At 67.6% G+C, this 22,061-nt stretch carries 23 protein-coding genes and 1 tRNA gene; 12 read left to right on the forward strand and 12 right to left on the reverse strand.

Features of this window, described 5'->3' with window-relative positions:
- Positions 1-78 precede the first annotated feature (78 nt).
- The 5 genes from Q1W68_RS09345 (at position 79) to Q1W68_RS09365 (ending at position 4,562) form a co-directional block, all read left to right on the forward strand.
- Complete coding sequence (locus Q1W68_RS09345; RefSeq protein ID WP_300651585.1) at positions 79-1,080, forward strand: acetyl-CoA carboxylase carboxyltransferase subunit alpha; 1,002 nt, start codon at positions 79-81, stop codon at positions 1,078-1,080.
- Between the two features lie 43 nt (positions 1,081-1,123).
- The gene (gene tilS, locus Q1W68_RS09350; protein ID WP_300651583.1) at positions 1,124-2,056 is read left to right on the forward strand and encodes a tRNA lysidine(34) synthetase TilS; all 933 of its coding nucleotides are present in this window, start codon (positions 1,124-1,126) and stop codon (positions 2,054-2,056) included.
- Positions 2,057-2,112: 56 nt separating this feature from the next.
- Positions 2,113-3,393 (forward strand): aspartate kinase, encoded by a 1,281-nt coding sequence (locus tag Q1W68_RS09355; protein ID WP_300716357.1) that lies wholly within the window; start codon positions 2,113-2,115, stop codon positions 3,391-3,393.
- Positions 3,394-3,448: 55 nt separating this feature from the next.
- Positions 3,449-3,541: transfer RNA gene (locus Q1W68_RS09360), tRNA-Ser, on the forward strand.
- 106 nt (positions 3,542-3,647) lie between these two features.
- Complete coding sequence (locus tag Q1W68_RS09365) at positions 3,648-4,562, forward strand: DMT family transporter (protein ID WP_300651574.1); 915 nt, start codon at positions 3,648-3,650, stop codon at positions 4,560-4,562.
- Positions 4,563-4,670: 108 nt separating this feature from the next.
- On the opposite strand, the gene Q1W68_RS09370 is transcribed toward Q1W68_RS09365, so the two are convergent.
- The 3 genes from Q1W68_RS09370 to Q1W68_RS09380 are packed head-to-tail and all read right to left on the reverse strand — an operon-like array spanning position 4,671 to position 7,260.
- Positions 4,671-5,126 (reverse strand): RNA-binding S4 domain-containing protein, encoded by a 456-nt coding sequence (locus Q1W68_RS09370; RefSeq protein ID WP_300651572.1) that lies wholly within the window; start codon positions 5,124-5,126, stop codon positions 4,671-4,673.
- On the reverse strand, positions 5,123-6,574 hold the full coding sequence (locus Q1W68_RS09375) for a sensor histidine kinase (RefSeq protein WP_300651570.1): 1,452 nt from the start codon (positions 6,572-6,574) through the stop codon (positions 5,123-5,125). The genes Q1W68_RS09370 and Q1W68_RS09375 overlap by 4 nt, the downstream gene beginning before the upstream one ends.
- Complete coding sequence (locus tag Q1W68_RS09380; RefSeq protein ID WP_300651568.1) at positions 6,574-7,260, reverse strand: response regulator transcription factor; 687 nt, start codon at positions 7,258-7,260, stop codon at positions 6,574-6,576. Before Q1W68_RS09380 ends, Q1W68_RS09375 begins: the two co-directional genes overlap by 1 nt.
- A 204-nt stretch (positions 7,261-7,464) precedes the next feature.
- Here Q1W68_RS09380 and Q1W68_RS09385 point away from each other — a divergent pair, with 204 nt between their 5' ends.
- The 4 genes from Q1W68_RS09385 (at position 7,465) to Q1W68_RS09400 (ending at position 11,571) form a co-directional block, all read left to right on the forward strand.
- The gene (locus Q1W68_RS09385; RefSeq protein ID WP_300651580.1) at positions 7,465-8,445 is read left to right on the forward strand and encodes a porin; all 981 of its coding nucleotides are present in this window, start codon (positions 7,465-7,467) and stop codon (positions 8,443-8,445) included.
- A 106-nt stretch (positions 8,446-8,551) separates the two neighbouring features.
- A complete protein-coding gene (locus tag Q1W68_RS09390; protein ID WP_300651564.1) occupies positions 8,552-9,511 on the forward strand; it encodes a tripartite tricarboxylate transporter substrate-binding protein in 960 nt (319 codons plus the stop codon).
- A gap of 10 nt (positions 9,512-9,521) precedes the next feature.
- The gene (locus Q1W68_RS09395) at positions 9,522-10,052 is read left to right on the forward strand and encodes a tripartite tricarboxylate transporter TctB family protein (protein ID WP_300651561.1); all 531 of its coding nucleotides are present in this window, start codon (positions 9,522-9,524) and stop codon (positions 10,050-10,052) included.
- Positions 10,053-10,074: 22 nt separating this feature from the next.
- Positions 10,075-11,571: a tripartite tricarboxylate transporter permease gene (locus Q1W68_RS09400; RefSeq protein ID WP_300659035.1), complete on the forward strand. Its 1,497-nt coding sequence runs from the start codon at positions 10,075-10,077 to the stop codon at positions 11,569-11,571.
- Between the two features lie 18 nt (positions 11,572-11,589).
- On the opposite strand, the gene Q1W68_RS09405 is transcribed toward Q1W68_RS09400, so the two are convergent.
- Positions 11,590-12,219: a LysE/ArgO family amino acid transporter gene (locus Q1W68_RS09405; protein ID WP_300651577.1), complete on the reverse strand. Its 630-nt coding sequence runs from the start codon at positions 12,217-12,219 to the stop codon at positions 11,590-11,592.
- A gap of 3 nt (positions 12,220-12,222) precedes the next feature.
- A complete protein-coding gene (hemH, locus tag Q1W68_RS09410) occupies positions 12,223-13,314 on the reverse strand; it encodes a ferrochelatase (protein ID WP_300716363.1) in 1,092 nt (363 codons plus the stop codon).
- A 31-nt stretch (positions 13,315-13,345) separates the two neighbouring features.
- Here hemH and Q1W68_RS09415 point away from each other — a divergent pair, with 31 nt between their 5' ends.
- The gene (locus Q1W68_RS09415) at positions 13,346-14,071 is read left to right on the forward strand and encodes an HAD family hydrolase (protein WP_300651557.1); all 726 of its coding nucleotides are present in this window, start codon (positions 13,346-13,348) and stop codon (positions 14,069-14,071) included.
- Positions 14,072-14,097: 26 nt separating this feature from the next.
- A complete protein-coding gene (locus Q1W68_RS09420; protein ID WP_300651556.1) occupies positions 14,098-14,748 on the forward strand; it encodes a glutathione S-transferase family protein in 651 nt (216 codons plus the stop codon).
- A gap of 10 nt (positions 14,749-14,758) precedes the next feature.
- Here Q1W68_RS09420 and Q1W68_RS09425 read toward each other — a convergent pair whose 3' ends face one another.
- From Q1W68_RS09425 to hpnD, 3 genes are all read right to left on the reverse strand, one after another.
- Complete coding sequence (locus Q1W68_RS09425) at positions 14,759-15,220, reverse strand: SH3 domain-containing protein (RefSeq protein ID WP_300651553.1); 462 nt, start codon at positions 15,218-15,220, stop codon at positions 14,759-14,761.
- 91 nt (positions 15,221-15,311) lie between these two features.
- Positions 15,312-16,652, reverse strand: coding sequence for a hydroxysqualene dehydroxylase HpnE (hpnE, locus tag Q1W68_RS09430; RefSeq protein ID WP_300651550.1), 1,341 nt, complete (start codon positions 16,650-16,652; stop codon positions 15,312-15,314).
- A gap of 178 nt (positions 16,653-16,830) precedes the next feature.
- The gene (gene hpnD / locus Q1W68_RS09435) at positions 16,831-17,697 is read right to left on the reverse strand and encodes a presqualene diphosphate synthase HpnD (protein WP_300651547.1); all 867 of its coding nucleotides are present in this window, start codon (positions 17,695-17,697) and stop codon (positions 16,831-16,833) included.
- 232 nt (positions 17,698-17,929) lie between these two features.
- Here hpnD and Q1W68_RS09440 point away from each other — a divergent pair, with 232 nt between their 5' ends.
- Positions 17,930-18,220: a high-potential iron-sulfur protein gene (locus Q1W68_RS09440; RefSeq protein WP_300716366.1), complete on the forward strand. Its 291-nt coding sequence runs from the start codon at positions 17,930-17,932 to the stop codon at positions 18,218-18,220.
- 37 nt (positions 18,221-18,257) lie between these two features.
- On the opposite strand, the gene Q1W68_RS09445 is transcribed toward Q1W68_RS09440, so the two are convergent.
- From Q1W68_RS09445 to chlG, 4 genes are read right to left on the reverse strand one after another with little or no spacing between them, the layout of a single operon-like run.
- Positions 18,258-18,542 carry a hypothetical protein gene (locus Q1W68_RS09445; RefSeq protein WP_300651542.1) on the reverse strand — a complete coding sequence of 95 codons (285 nt, stop codon included), beginning with the start codon at positions 18,540-18,542 and terminating at the stop codon, positions 18,258-18,260.
- Positions 18,539-19,753: a geranylgeranyl diphosphate reductase gene (locus Q1W68_RS09450; RefSeq protein WP_300716369.1), complete on the reverse strand. Its 1,215-nt coding sequence runs from the start codon at positions 19,751-19,753 to the stop codon at positions 18,539-18,541. The genes Q1W68_RS09445 and Q1W68_RS09450 overlap by 4 nt, the downstream gene beginning before the upstream one ends.
- Positions 19,750-21,123 carry a BCD family MFS transporter gene (locus Q1W68_RS09455; RefSeq protein WP_300716371.1) on the reverse strand — a complete coding sequence of 458 codons (1,374 nt, stop codon included), beginning with the start codon at positions 21,121-21,123 and terminating at the stop codon, positions 19,750-19,752. Before Q1W68_RS09455 ends, Q1W68_RS09450 begins: the two co-directional genes overlap by 4 nt.
- Positions 21,120-22,007 (reverse strand): chlorophyll synthase ChlG, encoded by an 888-nt coding sequence (gene chlG, locus Q1W68_RS09460; RefSeq protein ID WP_300716373.1) that lies wholly within the window; start codon positions 22,005-22,007, stop codon positions 21,120-21,122. The genes Q1W68_RS09455 and chlG overlap by 4 nt, the downstream gene beginning before the upstream one ends.
- Positions 22,008-22,061: the final 54 nt, after the last annotated feature.

Here is a 22,061-nt window from a genome sequence, read left to right on the forward strand (position 1 = left end):
CAGCAGTCGGGCCATGGCCCTGTGAGCTGACGAACGTCAGGCACAGAGCCCCGCACCACAAGACCACAGGAGTCCACCTTGGCCAAAAAGAACTTTCTCGATTTCGAGCAGCCCATTGCCGATCTCGAAACCAAGATCGAGGAACTGCGTTACGTGCAGACGGAGTCCGCGGTCGACATCTCTGAAGAGATCGAACAGCTCGCGGGCAAAAGTCTGCAGCTCACCAAAGACATCTACAGCAACCTCACGCCGTGGCAGATCACCAAGATCGCGCGCCACGCCGACCGGCCCTACACGCTGGACTATGTGCGCGAAATCTTCACGCACTTCGTCGAACTGCACGGCGACCGCCATTTTTCCGACGATCTGAGCATCGTGGGAGGTCTGGCCCGCTTCAATGGCCAGCCCTGCATGGTGTTGGGTCACCAGAAGGGCCGCGACACGAAAGAGCGTGGCCTGCGCAACTTCGGCATGACCAAGCCCGAGGGTTACCGCAAGGCTTTGCGCCTGATGAAGCTGGCTGAGAAATTCCGCCTGCCGGTCTTCACCTTTGTGGACACGCCCGGCGCCTACCCCGGCATCGACGCCGAAGAGCGCGGCCAGTCCGAAGCCATCGGACGCAACATCTTCGAGATGGCGCAGCTCGAAGTGCCGATCATCTCCACCATCATTGGCGAAGGCGGATCCGGCGGCGCGCTCGCCATCTCCGTGGCCGACCAGGTGCTCATGCTGCAGTACTCGGTGTACTCGGTGATCAGCCCTGAAGGTTGCGCCTCCATCCTCTGGAAAACGAGCGACCGCGCCAGCGACGCGGCCGACGCGTTGGGCATCACCGCGCACCGCCTCAAGGCGCTGGGTCTGGTCGACAAGATCGTCAACGAGCCGGTGGGCGGCGCTCACCGCGACCACAAGCAGATGGCGGCCTTCCTGAAGCGCGCGCTGGGCGACGCATGGCGCCAGGTGACCGACCTCAAGGTCAAAGAGCTGGTGGACCGCCGCTATGCGCGCCTCAACAGCTACGGCCGCTTCACCGACACCAAGGCCGACAGCAAGGCCGACGCCAAGAGCGACAAGCGCTGACGTGAACCGCAGCACCGCACCCGCCAACCCCTGCGAGCAGGCGTTGGCACGGTGGTGCGAACGCTTCGAGGCCCAGCCGCTGAAGGTCGCGGTGGCCTTCAGTGCGGGTGCCGACTCCACCGCACTCTTGCTGGCCGCACAGCAGCGCTGGCCTGGGCGGTTGGTGGCATTGCACGTGCACCACGGGTTGCAGGCGGCGGCCGATGACTTCGAATCCCACGCACGACGGTTCTGCGCACGCCATGGCGTCGAGTTGCGGGTGGAGCGTGTGCGGGCTTCACCTGAGCCAGGGCAGAGCCCGGAAGACGCGGCCCGCCTGGCCCGCTACGCTGCGCTGGCCCGCCTGGCCCATGGCGCCGACGTTGGCTGCGTGCTGCTTGGCCAACACGCCGACGATCAGGCGGAAACCCTGCTGCTGGCGCTGAGCCGCGGCGCGGGTGTGCCGGGCCTGGCCTCCATGCCGGAACGATTTGAACGCGCAGGCATGTGTTTCGGCCGGCCCCTGCTGGACGTGCCCGCCCGCGCGTTGCGCACCTGGCTGCTGAGTGAAGGGCACGCTTTCGTGGACGACCCCAGCAACGCCGACACCCGTTTCACCCGCAACCGCATCCGGGCCGTGCTCATGCCCGCCTGGGAAGTCTGCTTCCCCGGCTTTCGTCCCATGCTCGCTCGCACCGCCCGCCACGCCGCGCAGGCTCAGCGCCTGCTGGATGAGCTGGCTGTCCTCGACCTGGCCCAGACCGGTGTGCCTCCTCAAATCGTTCGCTTGCAAGCGCTTTCGCGCGATCGGCAGACCAATGCCCTGCGCCACTGGCTGCGCAGCAGCGCGGGCGTGGCCGCGGCCACCGCGCAACTCGACGAGTTGCTCGACCAGATCGAGGCCTGCACCACGCGCGGGCACCGCATCCACTTGAAAGTGGGTCCGGGTCATGTGGAGCGCGATGGTGAGTGCCTGCGCTACACCCCCGCCCTATAATTGCGGGCTTTGCCCGGTGGCGCAGCCGGCGCGTTCAACCCAACCAATCCAACCCGATGGCCTTGATAGTTCACAAGTACGGCGGCACCTCCATGGGGTCGACCGAGCGCATCCGCAATGTGGCCAAACGCGTGGCCAAGTGGCACCGTGCGGGCCACCAGCTGGTGGTCGTGCCCAGCGCCATGAGCGGCGAGACCAACCGCCTGCTCGGCCTGGCGAAAGAGCTCGCGCCGAGCAAGGCCACCACCGCCTACAGCCGCGAACTCGACATGCTGGCCTCCACCGGCGAGCAGGCGTCTTCGGCATTGCTGGCCATTGCGCTGCAGGCCGAAGGAATGGAGTCGGTGAGCTATGCCGGCTGGCAAGTACCGATCAAGACCAACAGCGCGTTCACCAAGGCCCGCATCGAGTCGATCGACGACGTGCGCATCCGGGCCGATTTGAACGCCGGCAAGGTCGTCATCGTCACCGGCTTCCAGGGCGTGGACCCGGAAGGTCACATCACCACGCTGGGCCGTGGCGGCAGCGACACCTCGGCCGTGGCCGTGGCCGCAGCCCTCAAGGCCGCCGAGTGCCTGATCTACACCGACGTGGACGGCGTCTACACCACCGACCCGCGCGTGGTGCCGCAAGCGCGCCGCCTGGAGCGCGTGAGCTTCGAAGAGATGCTGGAGATGGCCAGCATGGGCAGCAAGGTGCTGCAGATCCGTTCGGTGGAATTCGCCGGCAAGTACAAGGTGCCCCTGCGCGTGCTCTCCAGCTTCACGCCCTGGGACATCGACCTGAACATTGAAGCCGCCTCCGGCACCCTGATCACTTTTGAGGAAAACGAAACCATGGAACAAGCCGTCGTCTCAGGCATTGCGTTCAACCGCGACGAAGCCAAGATCTCCGTGCTCGGCGTGCCCGACACCCCCGGTATCGCCTACCAGATCCTGGGTGCGGTGGCCGATGCGAACATCGAAGTCGATGTGATCATCCAGAACCTGAGCAAGGACGGCAAGACCGACTTCAGCTTCACGGTGCACCGCAACGATTTCCAGAAAACCATGGACCTGCTCAAGGCCAAGGTCGTGCCCACGCTGGGCGCTGCGGAGGTGGTGGGTGATGCGCGCATCTGCAAGGTGAGCATCGTGGGCATCGGCATGCGCAGCCACGTCGGCGTGGCCAGCCGTATGTTCAAGTGCCTCAGCACCGAGGGCATCAACATCCAGATGATTTCGACCTCGGAGATCAAGACCTCGGTGGTGATCGACGAGAAGTACATGGAGCTCGCCGTGCGCTCGTTGCACCGCGAATTCGACCTGGACCAGACCGCCGACACCATCACCGGCTGAAGGCCCCGCTTCAGAGGAAGAAGCCTGCCGGGATGAGGCATAATACGCAGCTTCCGGAGCGATGACCGAGTGGCCGAAGGTGCTCCCCTGCTAAGGGAGTATGGGGTGTAGAGCCTCATCGAGGGTTCGAATCCCTCTCGCTCCGCCAGACAAGAAAACAAAACGCGCCTTCGGGCGCGTTTTTCATGTCCGCGCCGTTGGTGTGCGTCCGGGCGTGACACGGGTTTCGATGTCCGACCCCCCAAAATGCGGGCATGTCCGCACCCCATGTACCCACGGCCTCACTGTCCGGCTCGGCATTCGCCACGCTGCTGCTCATCGCGTTCATGATGGGTGCCAACCACGTGGCGGCCCGGCTGGCGTTTGACCACGGGGTGAGCGTGGCCACGGCGGTGGCGTTTCGCAGTGGTGTCACGGCGCTGGTGGTGGGCTTGATCGTGCTGGCGTACCGGGTGCCGGTGCGCTTGCAGGCCCGTCACCGCAAGGCCTTGCCGGCGATCGGTGTGCTGGTGGGCGTGCAGAGCTTGTGTCTTTACGCCTCGGTGGCGCGGCTGCCCGTGGCGCTGGCCTTGCTGGCTTTCAACACCTACCCGCTGTGGACCGCGCTGTGGGCTCGCGTGGTCTACGGCCAGCGGCCGCAGCCGCGCGTGCTGCGCGCGATGCCGGTGATGCTGCTCGGGCTGGCGCTCGCGCTCGATGTGTCGGGCGCGGCCTCTGGTCTGGGCGCATCGGGCCACTGGTCGCGCATTGGTGTGGGCGTGGCGTTCGCATTGACGGCCGCGGCGACTTTTGGCCTGGCGCTGGTGATCACGCAGCATGAGACAGGTGATCTCGATGGCCGCCTGCGCACCGCCACCACCATGAGCATCGTGGGCATCATGGCGCTCGTCGCTTGTGCGGTGCAGGGTGGCCTGGCCTTGCCGCAGGCGGCGGTGGGCTGGTGGGGGCTGTCCGGTTTGACCGTCCTCTATGGCACCGCGTTCACCATCATGTTCACCGTGTTGCCCAGACTCGGCGTGGTGGGCAACTCGGCCATCATGAACATCGAACCCATCTTTGCGCTGGTGCTGGCCTGGGCGATCCTGGGCCAGTCGATTGCAGCGGTGCAGGTGGCCGGTGGGCTGCTGGTGGTGGCCACCGTGATGTGGCTGGGGCTGCGGAAAGGCTGAGCTCCTCCCCGCGCCGCTGACGCGGCTTCCCCCCCCCCTCTTTGGCCGGACCCTGGATGCCCCTGGATGGGTGCGGCCGGTTCGTGGTGGGCCTTGGCGTTGGGGCGGTCACTCGTCGAGCGACGCGCTCCAGCGATCGTTCCATTCGCCTCGGGGCGGCGCGTCGCGCAAACCCTCGATGTCCCGCCGGTCACGCTTGGTGGGCCGCCCCATGGGCTGGCTGTGAGCGGGCTCGGGCGCGAGGCGCCGCATTTCGGCGTTCGCGGCGCGTTGCGCCAGCGAGGCGGCGGTCTCTTCGTACAGCAGTGCGGCCACCGGCGCTGAAGACCGCACGCCGCTCAAGCCCTGGACCACCACCGTGCGAACCTCGTGGCCGATGCGCAGTTCCAGCGTGTCGCCGGTCTTGACCTCTTTCGACGGTTTGGCCAGTTGGCCATTGAGCCTGACGCGGCCCTTCTCGATTTCTTCGCTGCTCAGGCTGCGCGTTTTGTAAAAGCGCGCGGCCCAGAGCCATTTGTCGAGCCGGACTCTGGTGGCTGAGGATTCGGTGTGGGCGGGTTTCATGCAGGGGGCGTGTGTGGGGCCAGGGGCAGGCGCACGGTGGCGTCCAGTCCGCTCACCTGGCCGGAGCGGGTGCGGTTGTCGAGGTCGATGGCGCCACCGAGCGACTGCACGATCTCTCGGCAGATCGCCAGCCCCAGCCCGGAGCCGGCGGTGCTGCTGCCTGGCCGCTGTTCGGTGGCAAAGGGTTGAAACAGGCGCTCGCGCAGTGCCGCCGAGATGCCCGGGCCCGCGTCGCTGATGGTGAGTGCGGCGGTCTGGGTGTCCACCACCAGTGCCACGGTGAGCGCTGAGCCCGGTGGCGTGTTCTTGATGGCGTTGTGCAGCAGGTTGCGGCTCAGCTCGCGCAGGGCCCATTCGTGGGCGCGCACGGGCGCGCGCTGCGTGGTGATGGAAAAGTCGAGCGAGCGCTCGGCGATGAGCGCCGACAGGTCGAGTGCGACCAGGCGCACCACGGCCGACCACTCGTGCACCGGTGTGCTTTTTTCTTGCCGCAGCTGTTCCACCTTGGCCAGCGCGAGCATCTGGTTGGCCAGCTCGGTGGCACGCTCCACCGTGTGGCCGATCTCATCGAGCGCCTGGCGCGGCTCCACATCGCCGCGCTGGGCCGACTGCACCTGCGTCTTGAGCACGGCCAGCGGCGTGCGCAGCTGGTGCGAGGTGTCGCGCACAAAACGCTTCTGGTGATCCAGCAGGTGCGACAGGCGCTGCATGTGCTGGTTGGTGGCGTCCAGCAGTGGCAGCAGTTCGCGCGGTGCCCCTTCGGTCGGCAGGGGAGACAGGTCGTTCTCGCTGCGCATGCCCAGCGCCTGGCTGAGCGCGCGCACCGGGCGTGTGGCGCGCTGCACCACGAACACCACCACCAGCGCGATCACCAGCACCAGCGCAGCCTGCCGCCACAACGTGTCGATCAGGATCTGGCGTGCCAGGGTCTCGCGCAGCTCGAGCGTTTCGGCCACCTGGATCGTGGCCATGCCTTGTTCGTAGACGCCCGAGACCGGCTGCAGCAACACCGCCATGCGCACCGGCACACCCTGGTACTGGTCGTCGTAGAAGTTCACCAGCGCCGCATAGAGGTTCTTTTGCGGGATGTCGCTGCGCCCCCGTGGCATGTCGTCGAAGCCGGACACCAGCTCGCCTTGCAGGCCGCTCACGCGGTAGAAGATGCGGCTGCGGTTGTCGGCTTCGAAGGCCTCCAGCGCCGAATAGAGCACGGTGGATTCCACCCGCAGTTCGTTTCCCGAGCCGGTGACGCGCAGTTGTTCCCCGAGCGACTTGGCGGTGGCGAGCAGGGTGCGGTCGTAAGCGGTGTCGGCGGCGGCCAGCGCCTGGCGGTACAGCACCACCGTGTTGATCAACAGAAAGACGAACACCGGCAGCAGGATGCCGAGCAACAAGGTGCGGCGCAGCGAGAGGGCGTGGGGCCGGTGGCCGGTGGCGGGAACGCTCATCAGCGCTCGGCCTTGAGCAGATAGCCCAGACCGCGCAGTGTCACCAGCTGCGCGCCGGTGTGGGCGATCTTCTTGCGCAGCCGGTAGGCCACCACTTCAATGGCTTCGGGTTGAACCTGGCTTTCGCCGGGGAACACCAGCTCGAACAGCCGCTCCTTGGCGATGGCATGCCCCGGCTTGCCGAGCAGGGCCTGCAACAGGGAGAGTTCGCGCGGCGCCAGTTCCATGGGCTGGCCGCCGAAGTACACCGCGCCGCTGTCTTTTTCCACGTGCATGCCGCACCACACGGGCCCCCGTCCCGCTTGGCCTGCCAAGTGGTCGGCGCTGGCGGAGCGACGCACCAGCGCACGCAGCCGCGCTTCGAGCTCGTCGAGGTCGAACGGTTTGGGCAGGTAGTCGTCGGCGCCGGTGTTCAGGCCCAGGATGCGGTCGCCCACGGTGCCGCGGGCGGTCAGGATGATGACCGGCGTCACCAGCCCCGCCGCGCGCGCCCGGCTCAGGATTTCCAGACCGTCCAGGCCGGGCAGGCTCAGGTCGAGCAGCACCGCATCGGGCAGGCTGGCCTGCCACAGGGCCAGCGCACGGGCGCCGTCGTCGCAGCTGAGCACGTGCACACCGCGCCGCTCAAAACTGCGCCGCAGGGTGGTCTGCATGGTGGCGTTGTCTTCGATCAACAGCAGTTTCATGGGCGTCGATTATGGGCACGGGTCCCACGCCGTTCGACCGATGCACAGGGTTTGTCCGGATGGGGTGGACAGCCGACTGACAGCCTGCAAACCGAGCATGCAGCCTGTCCGATCGCCGCACCGGACGCATCAGGCTTGTTGCGGTTGTCCATCCATTCTTGAGGTCAATATGAAAAAAATGCGATCGTCCTGGGCGTTCTCGGGCTGTTCAGTGGACTGGTTTCTGCCCAGTCGTCCGTGACCATGTACGGCGTCGTCGACGTGGCCGTCGAGCGGGTCAAGGGCGCGACCTCCCTCACCCGCGTCACCTCGGGCCAGCAGCAAGGCTCGCGCTGGGGTTTGCGCGGGAGCGAGGACCTGGGTGGTGGGCTCAAGGCCCTGTTCGTGCTGGAGACCGGCTTCAACGCCGACACGGGCACGCTGGGCCAGGGTGGGCGGATGTTTGGGCGTCAGAGCTTTGTGGGTCTGGGTGGCGGCTGGGGTGCGGTGCGTCTGGGCCGCCAGTACACGCCGATGGACGACATCGTCAGCATCATCGGCACCAAGACCTACGACGTGTTGAGTGTGGTGCCCATCATCGGCAACGGCGACTACAACCGCGTGGACAACGCGCTCACCTACGTCTCGCCCACCGTGGCCAACACCGTGTTCCAGCTCCAGTACAGCCTGGGCGAAGAGCGCGTGAGCACCAACACCAGCGCGGATTTCGCCAAGCAGGCCAGCGCGCACGCGTTGTACGCCCACGGGCCACTGACCGCCGGCATTTCGCTGATGCGGGTGACCGACGCCGACGGTGTGCTCGCGGGCCGGCAGGGCCGCGACGCGGTGTTGCTCGTGGGTGCTTACGACTTCGGCGGCTTCACGTTGTCAGGCTATTACGACGCCGAGGACAAGGCCGCGAAGAAGCTCAAGGTTTACGGCGTGGCCGCCGCGTTCAAGTTCGGTCAGACCACCGTGTCGGTGGGCGCGGCGCAGGCCAAGGACGTGAACGGCTCGGCCGCCGCCGCCAGCGACGATGCGCGCCTCTACACGCTGCAGGCCAGCCACAACCTGTCCAAGCGCACCGCGATCTACGGCCACCTCACCGCGGTGGACAACGACACCGCGTCGGCGCTGGGCTTCAACAGCCCGGTGGCGGGATCGAATTCGAACGGCATCCAGGTCGGGTTGCGTCACCGCTTCTGACGCCTTGTCCGCCAGCTCAGGGTTTCCCCCAGGGCGGCGGACAGCGAATTGACAGGGCTCAACCGCAAGATACCAACGTCAGATCACACACAGCAGGAGACACACCATGCGTCGCGACACCTTCCTCAAATCCCTGGCCGCACTGGCCGCTGCCGGCGCGTTGCCCAACGCCGCCTGGGCCAGCGCCAACATCAAGATGATGATTCCCGCCAACCCCGGTGGCGGCTGGGACGGCACTGGCCGTGCGCTGGGCGAAGCCCTGCGCGATGCAGGCGTGGCTTCCTCGGTCACCTTCGAAAACAAGGGCGGCGCGGCCGGCGCGATTGGACTGGCGCAGTTCTTCAACGCCAGCAAGGGCGATCCGAACGCGCTGATGGTCATGGGCGCCGTGATGCTCGGCGGCATCATCACCGGCAAGCCGCCGGTGTCGATCACGCAGCTCACCCCGATTGCCCGCCTCACCACCGAATACAACGTGTTCGTGCTGCCGGCCAATTCGCCCTACAAGACCATGAAAGACGTGGTCGATCAGCTCAAGAAGGATCCGGGCAGCATCAAGTGGGGCGGCGGTTCGCGCGGTGCCACCGAGCACATCGCCGCCGCGCAGATCGCGCAGTCGGTCGGCGTGCCGGCGTCCAAGATCAACTACGTGCCGTTTCGCGGCGGTGGTGAAGCGGTGGCCGCCATCCTGGGCGGCAACGTCACCCTGGGCGGCAGTGGCTTCAGCGAGTTTCAGCAGTACATCGAGAGCGGCAAGATGCGCGCGATCGCCGTCACGTCGGCGCAGCGTGTCAAAGGCATCGACGTGCCCACCTTGAAAGAGCAGGGCATCGACGTGGAAATTGGCAACTGGCGCGGTGTGTACGGCGCACCCGGCATCACGCCGGCCCAGCGCGATGCGCTCACCGCCATGGTGATGAAAGCCACGCAAAGCAAGGCGTGGGCGGCTGCCGTGGAGAAAAACAACTGGATGCCTGCGCTGCTGACCGGCAAGGCGTTTGACGAGTTCGTGGACAAAGATTTTTCTTCGCTGCGCGCCACGATGGTCCGCGCCGGGATGGTTTGAGCCTGTGTCCATGACCACCCCCGAAGCAAACTCCGAGAACCCCAACCACCGCCCTGGCCAGCTGGCCATGGGCATCGGTGCGCTGATCTTGGCCGCCGTGCTGGCCTGGGGCGCGATGGACATTCCTTCCGACGCGGGCTATGCCGGCGTCGGCCCCAATTTTTTGCCCTGGGTGATCAGCGCGGCGCTGGGCCTGTGCGGCGTGATGCTGATCCGCGAGGTGCTCACGGGTGGTTACCGGCAAATGGAAGAGCCCTCGGGTGCGGCCCGCGGCGACTGGCGCGCGCTGGCCTGGGTCTCGGCCGGCGTGTTGCTCAACGCGGCACTCATCACCACCATCGGCTTCATTCTCAGTTGCTCGCTGTGTTTTGTGCTCGCGGTTCGTGGCCTGCGCGCCAGCGAAGGCAAGCCGGCAGGCGACCTGCGCCAGACCGCCAAGGACGCGGTCACCGGCATGCTGATCGCCGCGCCCGTGTTCTGGCTGTTCACCCAACTGCTCGCGGTGAACCTGCCGGGCATCACGGCCTCGGGCTGGATCTGACCGCCCAGGCTGCAACGACATGATGGACACCCTCACCCAACTGCTCGGTGGCTTCGCCACCGCGGGCACGCCGATCAATCTGCTCTGGGCCTTTGCCGGCTGCGCTTTGGGCACAGCCATCGGCGTGCTGCCCGGCCTGGGCCCGGCCGTGACCGTGGCCATGCTGCTGCCCATCACCGGCCAGGTCGAACCCACCGCGTCGATGATCTTCTTTGCGGGCATCTACTACGGCGCCATGTACGGCGGATCGACCACGTCCATCCTGCTCAACACACCGGGCGAGACCGGCACCATGGTCACCGCGCTCGAAGGTTTCAAGATGGCCAAGAGCGGGCGCGCCGGTGCGGCGCTGGCCAGCGCGGCCATCGGCTCGTTCGTGGCGGGCAGCATCGCCACCATCCTGGTCACCTTGTTCGCGCCCCTCCTGGCCGAGTTCGCGGTTCAACTCGGCCCGCCCGAGTATTTCTGCCTGATGCTGCTGGCCTTCACCACCGTGAGCGCGGTGCTGGGCCAGAGCACCCTGCGCGGCCTCACCGCGCTGTTCTTTGGCCTGGCGCTCGGCCTGATCGGCATCGACCAGATCACGGCACAGGTGCGTTACACCGCCGGCGTGCTCGAATTCATGGACGGCATCGAGGTGGTGCTGGTGGCGGTGGGTTTGTTTGCCGTGGCCGAGGCGCTCTACAACGCGCTGTACGAGGGACGAAGCCCGGCCTTCATGAACAAGATGACCCGCGCCCACATGACGCGCAGCGAGTGGCGCCGCTCCTGGCCCGCCTGGCTGCGCGGCACGGCCATCGGCTTTCCGTTCGGCACCATCCCCGCTGGCGGCACCGAGATTCCCACGTTTCTCAGCTACGCGACCGAGCGCAAACTGGCCAGCCCCGAGCACAAGGCCGAGTTCGGCACGGTGGGTGCCATCGAGGGCGTGGCCGGGCCCGAGGCCGCCAACAACGCTGCGGTGACCGGCACGCTGGTGCCGCTGCTCACGCTGGGCATTCCCACCTCGGTGACGGCGGCCATCTTGCTGAGCGCGCTGCAGAACTACGGCATCAACGCGGGGCCTCAGCTGTTCCAGACTTCGTCGGCACTGGTGTGGGCGCTGATCGCTTCGCTCTACATCGGCAACGTGATGTTGCTGGTGCTCAACCTGCCGATGGTGGGTCTGTGGATCAAGCTGCTGAAGATCCCGCGTCCGCAGCTCTATGCCGGCATCCTGATCTTTGCCACGGTGGGTGTGTACGGCATGCGCCAGAGTTCGTTTGACCTGTTCCTCATGTACGGTCTGGGACTGTTGGGCGTGGTGATGCGCCGCTACGACTTTCCCACGGCGCCGGTGATCGTGGGGCTGATCCTGGGCCCGATGGCCGAGGCTCAGATGCGCAATGCACTCTCCATTGGCGAGGGCAGCTTCATGGTGTTCTTCGAGCGCCCGATGTCGGCCACGTTGCTGGCGGTCGTGGTGTTGGTTTTGCTGGTGCCGCGCTTGCTGGCCCGCCGGGTCGCCGTGGCGCAGTGAGCGCCTGAGCACGCCGGATCAGAGGTTGGCCAGGGCGTGGCGCAGCAGCAGCGCGGCCAGCAGCCACATGGTCACCCCGATCAGGGCGTCGAGCACCTGCCAGGCTTTGGGCCGCGCAAACCAGGGCGCCATCCAGCGCGCACCGAAGCCCAGCAGCCCGAACCAGAGCAGGCTGGCCGTGCTGGCACCTGCGACGAACCAGCCGCGCAGGGCGGCGGGTTGTTGCGCGCCGATGCTGCCCACGAGCAGCACCGTGTCCAGGTACACATGGGGGTTGAGCAACGTGAAGGCGGCGGCCTGCGCCAGGGCGGCCGCCCGGCTGATGGACGCGCCGGTGTCCGATGCGGTCAACCGCTCAGGATTCCGCGCCCGGCGCAGCGCGCGCCATCCATAAACCGCCAGGAAGGCCGCACCTGCCAGTGCGAGTGCGCGCGCGAGGCCAGGGCTGTTGCCCAGGGCCTGCGCCATGCCCAGCACACCGGCCGTGATCAGCGCAGCGTCCGCCACGGCGCAGAACACCACCACGCTGCCCACGTGCTCGCGCCTGAGGCCTTGGCGCAACACAAAGGCGTTTTGCGCGCCGATGGCCACGATGAGACCCAGGCTCAGGGCCAGTCCCTGCAGAAAGACAGGCCAGGCAGCCGACAGGGCTCAGTCCTTCGCGCCGATCGCCAGCGCGCGCTCGCGGCTGGCCTGCAGCTCCATCGGGTGGTCGGCGGTTTTGGTGGCCCAGCCCTGCAGGTGCTGCTCGGTCACGTCGGTGAGTGCGCGGATCCACTCGGGCTGGTCGTTCAGGCAGGGGATGTACTGGAAGCTCTGGCCGCCCGCGTGCAGGAAGGCCTCGCGCGCTTCCATGTTGATTTCTTCCAGCGTTTCCAGGCAGTCGCTGGTGAAGCCGGGGCAGACCAGGTCCACGCTTTTCAAACCCTTGCTGGCGAGGTCGATCAGCGTGGGCTCGGTGTAGGGCTCCAGCCACTTGGCCTTGCCAAAGCGCGACTGGAACGTGACCTTGTAGCGGTCCTTGGGCAGTCCCAGGTGTTCGGCCAGCAGGCGCGCGGTCTTGTGGCATTCGCAGTGGTAGGGGTCGCCCAGCTGCAGGGTGCGCTCGGGCACGCCGTGAAAGCTCATCACCAGCTGTTCGCTCTGGCCGTGCGCCGCCCAGTGGGCGCGGATGGTTTTGGCCAGTGCCTGGATGTAACCCGGGTGGTCGTGGTAACGGTTGATGAAGCGCAGTTCGGGCAGGTTGCGCACCCTGGCGGCCCAGTTCATCACGCCGTCGATCACGCTGGCCGTGGTGGTGGCGCTGTACTGCGGGTAGGCCGGCAGCACCAGCACGCGGGTCACGCCCTCGGCCCTGAGTTCGTCCATCACCGAGGCGATCGAGGGGTTGCCGTAGCGCATGGCGTAGCGCACCGTCACCTGGTGGCCGCGCTCGCCCAGATACCCGCGCAACAGGATGGCCTGGCGCTCGGTCCACACCTTCAGCGGTGAGCCCTCGGGCATCCAGATACCGGCGTATTTGGCGGCCGATTTTTTGGGCCGCACCCGCAAGATGATCCCGTGCAGGATCAACATCCAGACGAAGCGCGGGATTTCGACCACACGCTGGTCGCCCAGGAACTCGGCGAGGTAGCGGCGCAGGGCGGGGGCGGTGGGTTCGTCGGGGGTGCCCAGGTTGCACAGCAGCACTGCGGTGCGAGCGGCTTGGCCGTGTTTGAAGGGCGGTTCGGTGTTGAAGGGCATGCGCTATTCTCTCGCAAGCATGAAAACCCCCATGAGTACCGACCTGCCCGCCACCCCCTTGGTGCTGGACCCCACCCGCATCCGCGCCATCAGCATCGATCTGGACGACACGCTCTGGCCCATCTGGCCCACCATCGAGCGAGCCGAGGCCATGCTGGCCAACTGGCTCTCGCAGCACGCGCCGGCCACCGCCAAGCTCTACGCCACACCCGGGGCGTTGCGGGAAGCGCGCAACCACCTGCAGACCCTGCGGCCCGACCTGGCCTACGACCTCAGCGCCTTGCGGCGTGAGTCGATCCGCTACGTGCTGCACCGAGCCGGCGACGACCCCGCGCTGGCCGAGCCGGCGTTCGACGTGTTTTTCGACGAGCGTCAGCGCGTGCAGCTGTTTGAGGATGCGATGCCGGCCCTGGAATGGTTGAGCACGCGCTTTCCGGTGGTGGCCGTGTCCAACGGCAATGCCGACGTGCACCGCGTGGGCCTCGGCCACCACTTTCACGCGGCCTTCAACGCACGCGAGTTCGGTGTGGGCAAACCCGACCCGCGCATCTTCCACGCGGCGGCCGACGCCGCCGGCGTTGACCCCACCGAAGTGCTGCACATCGGGGATGACGCGGTGCTGGACGTGGTGGGTGGTCTTCGCGCCGGCATGCAGGTGGCCTGGATCAACCGCACCGGGCTGGCCTGGGACCATGCCCCTCTGCAGCCCCACACCACCGTGACCGACCTGATGGACCTGTGCCGCCAGATCGGTTGACCCTTCTTTTTGCCAAAGCCACCGCCATGAGCCTCACGATCCACGGCATCGCTGCCTCCCGCGCCGTGCGCCCCCTTTGGGCGGCCACCGAACTCGGCCTCGACTTCCACCACGAAAAGCTGGACTACCAGGGTGGCGGCACACGCACACCGGCGTTCCTGGCCATCAATCCCAATGGCCATGTGCCGGCGGTGGTCGATGCGCGACCCGACGGTGACGTGGTGGTGTGGGAGAGCATGGCCTGTGCGCTGTACATCGCGCGGCACCATGGGCTGGCGGACGGGGTGAGCATCACACCCGCCACGCCGCGTGAAGACGCCGAGGCTCTGCGCTGGAGCTTCTGGGCCGTGACGGAAGCCGAGACCGATGCGCTGACCGTGCTGATGCACCGCCTGGTGATGCCCGAAGAGCGGCGCAAACCGGCGTTGGCAGAGGCCGCCGAGCGCCGCCTCGCGGTGCCACTGTGCGTCATCGAGCAGCACCTGCAACGACAGAAGGACGCGGGCCAGGCGCATCTGGCGGCGGCGCGGTTCACCGTGGCCGACCTGTGCGTGGCCAGCGTGCTCAACTGGGCGCGCCCCTCCAGGACACTGATGGCCGACCACCCGCTCACGCACGACTGGATCCTGCGCTGCATGGCGCGACCCGCCTACGTTCAGTTGCGCGAGTTCGACTGAGCGCCGGTCTTCAGAAGCCCCAGAGCAGCCGTTTCGCGATCCAGCCGCTCACCCCTTCGCTGCGCTCCACGCGCACCCAGTCGGCGCGCTTTTCTCGGGTGCGCAGCAGTTCACCGTATTCGAGCTTGCCCACGATGCGGTGTTGCGTGCCCGGCCCGCTGCGCAGGTTGGCCACCGGGGACTTGACCACGTGGTGCGGGGTGTTGCCGGTGAGCGAGCGCGCCACCCAGCCCGTGTCGCCTTCGAAGTCGCGCACGCGCAGCCAGCTGCCTTTGCGCTCGGTGATCTGCAGCGGATAGCCCTGTTTCAGTTCCCACAACACCGCCGTGTGCGTGCCCGGGCCTTCGCGCATGTTCAGCGTGCTTCCCTTCACGCTGACCATGCGCTGTGCTTGGGCCGAGGTGCTGAAGAGTGCCGACAGGCACAGGGCGCTTGCCATCAGCAGGGTTCGGGTGGGGCTGGTCTGGTTCATCCCGCGGGCTTCCTTGGTGGGTGGTTGAAAAATTTTCAACCGGTGGGAACGCCGGGGTGGGCAGAGGTTCCCCTGCGGGTGTTGTGCCGACTCAGCCTTTGGCCAAGCGTGCCGCCGCCAGGCCGCTGCGAACGGCGGATTCGAGCGTGGCCGGGTAGGGGCCTTGCACGTAGTCGCCCGCCGCGAAGAGTCCCGGGGCCATCAGCGCGCCGGGGCGCTCCAGGCCGGGTGTGCAGGCGAAGGTGGCCCGCTTCTCCACCACCGTGACCCATGGCTGCAGCGCCAGGCCCAGTTGTCGCTGGCCTTGCTGCAACACGCGCGCCTGCAAGTCGTCGCGCTCGCCGGTGCTCGCGCTCACCACGAAGGCCAGCACGCCTTGCGCCGCGGGATCGTCGGGGCTGAGCTGCCCTCGGTCAAACACGAACTGCGCGGGCGCCGCCTGTTCGTCGGGTTCGGCCCGCAGGGCCAGCATGGGTGCGGCGAGGCGGGCCCCGGGAGCCCAGGCGTAGACCGTGGTGATGGCGGTGAAGCCCAGCGCGTGCGCCGACAGCGCCCAGCTGGCCAGCGCCTCGTTGTCGTCGGCGTGGGCCAGCAAGGTCTGTGCGGCCACGCTGGCGGTGGTGGCCCAGATCACGCGGTCAAAGGCCTGGTCGATGCCGTCACCGGTGAGCCGCCACTGCGTGCCTTCGGCGCGCAGCCCCGTGATGCGGGCGCCCAACTGGATGCGGCTGGTTTTGTCGTGCTGTTGCTGCAGCCACTGCGCGGCGGCCGCCGGAAACAGGCGGGTGAGGTCGGTGCGCGGCAGCAGCAGGCTCGACGCGTTGAACCCCGCCGCGCCGCGGCCAAACAGGGCGTCGCGCATGACCCGCAGGAACACGGCGGCGCTCGCGTGTGAAGCGGGGAGGTTGAGGGCGGACACGCACAGCGGCTCGACCAGCTCACGCATGACGCGCTCGGGCAGGTCTTCGCACAGGCTCTCGACCGTGGCCGAGGGCTCGCAACGAAAACCTGCCATCTGCCAGCGCAGCGAGGCGCGGATCAGCGCCAGGCGCTCACCCCAGGTCCAGCCGCGCGCGGTGGCGATCGCCGCCAGCGCATCGAGCGGCGCCGGCCAGCGCGCGGCCCAGGCCGGTGTCTGCAGGCCCGTGCCATCGGGGTAGGGCAGCGAGAGCGGCAGGGCCATCAGCACGTGGGGCAGTTCGAGTCCCACGCGCTGCATCAGGGCCAGGGTTTCGCTGTAGGCGCCGATCAGGATGTGTTGTCCGTTGTCCAGCGTGAGGGATGTGCCGTCGGGCTTCGCGGCGCTCAGCGCACGAGCGCGGCCCCCCAAGGTGCGCGTGGCTTCGAAGACGGTGACGTCCATGCCCAGCCCCGCAGCCTCCACCGCCGCGGCCATGCCGGCCCAGCCCGCGCCGACAACGGCTACTTTCATGGGATCGGTGGAGAACGGTCGCAGCGCCGGGCCGCCCCCAGCAAGACCAGCCCCCTGGGGGGGCAGCGGACCACGCGCAGCGGGGGAGCGTGGGGGCCACGAACCTGCCGCCGGGCCGCCCCCAGCAAGACCAGCCCCCTGGGGGGGCAGCAACCCGCGAAGCGGCGGAGCGTGGGGGTCATAACCTGCCCAATGCCTGGACTTTCCAGGCGAGCCAGAACTTGCGCAGCGGCGTGAGGCTCACGCGCTGGGTCAGCACCAGCAGCGGGTCGGCCGCGATCTCCTGCAGCAGCGTGCGGTAGATGCTGGCCATCATCAGGCCGGGCTTCTGCGCGCGCCGGTCGGCCGCGGGCAGCAGGGCCAGGGCTTCGTCGTAGGTTTGCAGCGCGCGGGTGCACTGAAACTGCATGAGGGCGGTGAAGCGGCGGTTGAAGTCGGCCACGCCGGTGCCGGGCGCTGCGCCGCGTTGCAGCAGTTCGTGTGCCTTCACATTGAAGCTCTGAAGCTCGTTGACCGGCAGGTAGATGCGACCGCGCGCGGCGTCTTCGCCCACGTCGCGCACGATGTTGGTGAGCTGGAACGCCAGACCCAGGCGGTGGGCGTACGCGGTGGTCTGCAGCTGCGTCTGGCCGAAGATGTTGGCGGCGACCTCGCCCACCACACCGGCCACGAGGTGGCAGTAACGCTGCAGGTTGGCGAAGTCGAGGTAACGGTTCTGCTCCAGGTCCATCTGGCAGCCGTCGATCACCGCGTTCAGGTGTCGGGCCTCGATCGCGTGGGCAGTGCTCAGCGGCATGAGCGCGCGCATCACCGGGTGGGTGGGCGAGCCGGCAAACGACTGCGCCACCTCGCGCCGCCACCAAGCCAGCTTGGTCTGCGCCACGGCCGGGTCGCTCACCTCGTCCACCACGTCGTCCACCTCGCGGCAGAAAGCGTAAAAGGCGGTGATGGCGGCGCGCCGCTCGGCGGGCAGGAACAGAAAGGCGTAATAGAAGCTGCTGCCCGAGGCCGCGGCTTTTTGCTGAACGTAGTCTTGGGGCGTCATGGGCAGGGTTTTTTGCCAAGTGTACGTATCCCCGCCCGTCCGGTTGTTTCGGGTCGACCGCGCCCGTCTGGCCGCAGCGTCAGGTCAAAGCCCCGGCGGGGCAATGGGCCATTGCCGCACTCAAGCGCTCGGGGGTGTCAGCCCGGGTTAATCCTGCGCGGCGTAGGATGTCGGGGCAATATCGCAACACCCACGAGGTCATCACATGAACGGTTCCAATCGTCGCGTTTTCATGCTTCAAGTCGCTGCCGCCAGCGGCACCGCATTGCTGGCCACCCAGGCCCAGGCGCAGGCCGCCATGCTCAATGAGAAGGACGCCCAGGCCGCTGCGCTGGGTTACGTGGCCGACACCACCAAGGTCGATGCCAAGAAGTTTCCCAAGCACGCCGCCACCCAGATGTGCAGCAACTGCCAGGTGTACGCTGGCAAGCCCGCCGATGCGGCAGGCCCTTGCGCCATCTTCCCCGGCAAGGCGGTCGCCGGCAAAGGCTGGTGCAGCGCGTACGTCAAGAAGGCCGGCTGACACCCGGGATCGAGGAGCGCTGGCGGCCGCCAGCGCCTCATTTGAATGAGGGCTGGCGTTGCCGCCAGCGCCTCAAGATATCCCAGCCGTGTGCCAGGCCCGACGCGCTCAGGCACACGGCGACCCACGGCCAAGCCAGTCCGCTGACCGCGGCGCGCACGGCCAGCATCAGGCACAGGCCTGAGAGCATGTTCAAGGCGTATTCACCCGGGGCCAGCCCTTGGCCTGTGAGGCGGTGGTACAGCCACAACCCCATGCCTTCCAGCAGGGTGAAGACGATCACCGCGTCGAGCAGCCAGCGGATCTGCCAGAGGTCCGTCACACCCGCGCGAAGCCCAGCAGGTGGCTCATGTCCTTGAGGAAGATGCGCACGTGCGCCATCGGCTTCTTGCGCGTGAGCTGCTTGTTCATGTAGGACTCGAAGGTGAGCTGCTGCACGTCGCGGTCTTCGCAGATCTTCACGAAGCGTTCGCGGCGTTTTTCGTTCACGTACCAGAACCACTGCATGATGCCGAGCACCGTGAACACGGTGCCGTGCAGTTTCATGAAGCGTTTGCGCGCGAGTTTGAGCGCACGCACGTCGCCGGTAGCCAGCATCTCGTGCGCGGCCTGTGCGGCCAGCTCACCACCGAGCATGGCGTAGTAGATGCCTTCGCCCGAGGCGGGCGCCACCACCCCGGCAGCGTCGCCGGCCAGCACCACGTCGCGGCCGTTGTCCCAGCGCTTCAGCGGCTTCATGGGCAGAGGTGCGCCCTCGCGGCGCAGCGTCTCGCAGCCGGCCAGGCCGCTGGCCTCGCGCATCTTCTGCACCGAGCCGCGCAGCGAAAAGCCCTTGTCGGCGCTGCCGGTGCCGATGCTCATGGTGTCGCCGTGCGGGAACACCCAGCCGTAGAAGTCGGGCGAGAAACGGCCCTGGTAGTACACGTCGCAGCGCGTGCCGTCATAGCCGGCGGGCTGGGTCGCCGGGGTGGGCGCGCGCACGATCTCGTGGTACGCGAACACGTACTGCGTGTCCTCCACACCGGGCACCGCTCCCTGGCGCGCCACCTGCGACTTTGCACCGTCCGCGCCCACGATCACACGGGCGCGCACCTGTGCCGGCGTGCCCTCGCCACGCTGGTGGCGGTCGCGCGCGCTGTAATGAACCACGCTGGTGCCATCCGCATCGCGGCTGAGTTTTTCGAACACGCCGGTGCGCCGCACCGCGCCCGCCGTGGCGGCTCGCGCACGCAGCCATTCGTCGAACGACTCGCGGTTGACCATGCCCACAAAGCCGTTGTCGATCGGGATGTCCACGTGCTTGTTCGACGGCGCGATCATGCGCGCGCACTGTGCCTTGGCGACCAGCAGTTCGTCGGGGATCTCGAAGTCCTTGATCAGGCGCGGCGGGATCGCGCCGCCACAGGGCTTGATGCGGCCGGCCCGGTCGAGCAGCAGCACCGAACGGCCCTGGCGGGCCAGTTCGTGTGCCGCTGTGGCGCCGGCAGGGCCGCCACCGATCACCACCACGTCGAAGGTTTCGTCTGTGTTCATGACAGTTGCCTGGGGTTGTTGCCGACGGCAAAGGCGTCACCGGCGTTGGAAAACGGAGAGAGGCGCCCCGGTGCTTGGGCCGCCGGTGCCGAGATGCGCCAGGCCAGTGCGGCCGAGAGCAGGAACAGCCAGCCTTCGAGCGCGAACACGGCCGCGTAGGCCGAGCCCGGCGTGGCGATCAGCCAGCGGGCCAGATCGCTCGCACCGGTGCCGACCAGGCCGCCGAACCCGAAGGCGATGGCCTGCGCTGCGCCCCACAGGCCCATGCGCACACCTTCGCGCGACTGCCGGCCTTCGCCGGCGAGCCGCATCATCGAACCGATGGCGCCGATGGAAAACGCGCCATTGGCCAGGCCCAGCGCGAACACCGTGGCCTTGAGGGGTGAGCCTTCGCCTTGCAGGCCGGCTAGCGTCAGGCCGAACAACGCCAGAGCCGACGCAACGCAGCCGCCGACGGTCCATCCTCGCAGCGAACCGATGCGCCCGAGCAGCGGATGCAAGGGAAACCGGGCCGCCAACGCACCGGAGAACGCCACCAGCAACATGCCGGCCAGCACACCACCGTGCTGCACGCCCGAGAGCTGGGTGGATGCGCCCGGCGTGTAGCCGAACACCGTGCCTGCAAAGGGTTCCAGGATCAGGTCTTGCGCGCTGTAGGCCAGCATGGAGACGAACACGAAGATGGTGAAGCGCCGCGCCACCGGTTCGCCCCAGACCTGGGCCAGCGCCTCCTGGAAGCGGGGTGCATCGCCGCCGGGGCGTGCGTAGCGGGCCTGCGCGCCCTCAAGCCCGCGCAGTGCCAGCAATGTCAGGGCAAACGCAGCCAGCGACACGCCCGCCGTCACGGCCAGCAGGCGTTCGGGCGAATAGGGCTCCAGCAGGTGGCCGGCCAGGCCTGCAGTGAGCGCGAAGCCGGCGATCATCATCATCCAGACCAGCGTGGCGGCGCCAGCGCGGCGCGCGGCCGGTACCCGCTTGGCCAGCATCACCAGCAGCGAGGTGCCACTGGCGCTCACACCCAGCCCCACCAGTGCAAAACCGAACACCGCCAGCGCGATGCCGGCGGCGCGATCCGAAGCCATCCAGACCGTGCCCAGCGCGGCAACCACACCGCCCACGCCCAGCACCGCCATGCCACCCACGATCCACGGCGTGCGCCGCCCGCCGACGTCCGAGCCGTGGCCCATGCGCGGGCGGGCGATCTGAAAGAGGTAGTGCAAGGCAACCAGCATGCCCGGCAGCAGCGCGGGCAGGGCGAGTTCGACCACCATTACCCGGTTGAGGGTGGAGGTGGTGAGCACCACGATGGCGCCCAGTGCCATCTGTACCAGGCCCAGTCGTGCGATGCTGCCCCAGCCAAAGGGCGTCATGGAGCAGCCCCCGTCATGGCGCGCAAGGCAAACGCACTGACCATCATTCCCGACACAAACAACGGCACACCGAAGCCGCTGTACCAGAGCGCGCGGGGCGTGGGATCGGCGATGAAACGGCGCATCATGAAGCCTTGCGCCAACAGCAGGCCCGCCACACCGGCCGCGTGCCACGGCTGGCCCCAGGCCAGCAGCAGCGCAATCACCACCACCTGCGGCACCGCCATGAACCAGCAGGCCACGCGCGCGGCACGGTCCACGCCGAGCTGCACCGGCAGCGATCGCACGCCCATCTGCCGGTCGCCGGCCACCGCCTTGAAATCGTTGAGGGTCATGATGCCGTGGGTGCCGGCGCTGTAGAGCGCGGCGAGCACCAGCGATTCACCGCCGGGCATGGCGCCACCGGCCATCACGGCCGCACCGGTGATCCAGGCAATGCCTTCGTAGCTGATGCCGCAGGCCGCGTTGCCCCACCAGCCGTTTTCTTTCAGGCGCACCGGCGGAGCGCTGTAGGCCCACGCCAGCAGCAGGCCCAGCGCAGCAGCGCCAAAGCCCCAGGGGCCCAGCGCAGTGGCCACCGCCAGCGACACCGCGGTCCAGAGAATGGCGAGGTACAGGCCCCATTGCCCGGGAATGCGCCCGGAAGGAATCGGCCGCTGCGGTTCGTTGATGGCATCCACGTGGCGGTCGTACCAGTCGTTCACCGCCTGGCTGGTCGCACACACCAGCGGGCCGGCCAGCGCCACGCCCACCACCGCCAGCAGCCAGCGCCCGTCCATGGACACACCCGACGCCACCACCCCGCAGGCAAACGCCCACATGGGTGGAAACCAGGTGATGGGTTTGAAAAGCTCGGTGACAGCCGACAGGGCAGGGAGTTGCATGGAAAAGGTTGTACCTCTCCCATCGAAAAGTGTCAAAGAAAAATGACACTATGA

This window comes from Hydrogenophaga sp., assembly GCF_030158645.1.
GTDB lineage: Bacteria > Pseudomonadota > Gammaproteobacteria > Burkholderiales > Burkholderiaceae_C > Hydrogenophaga.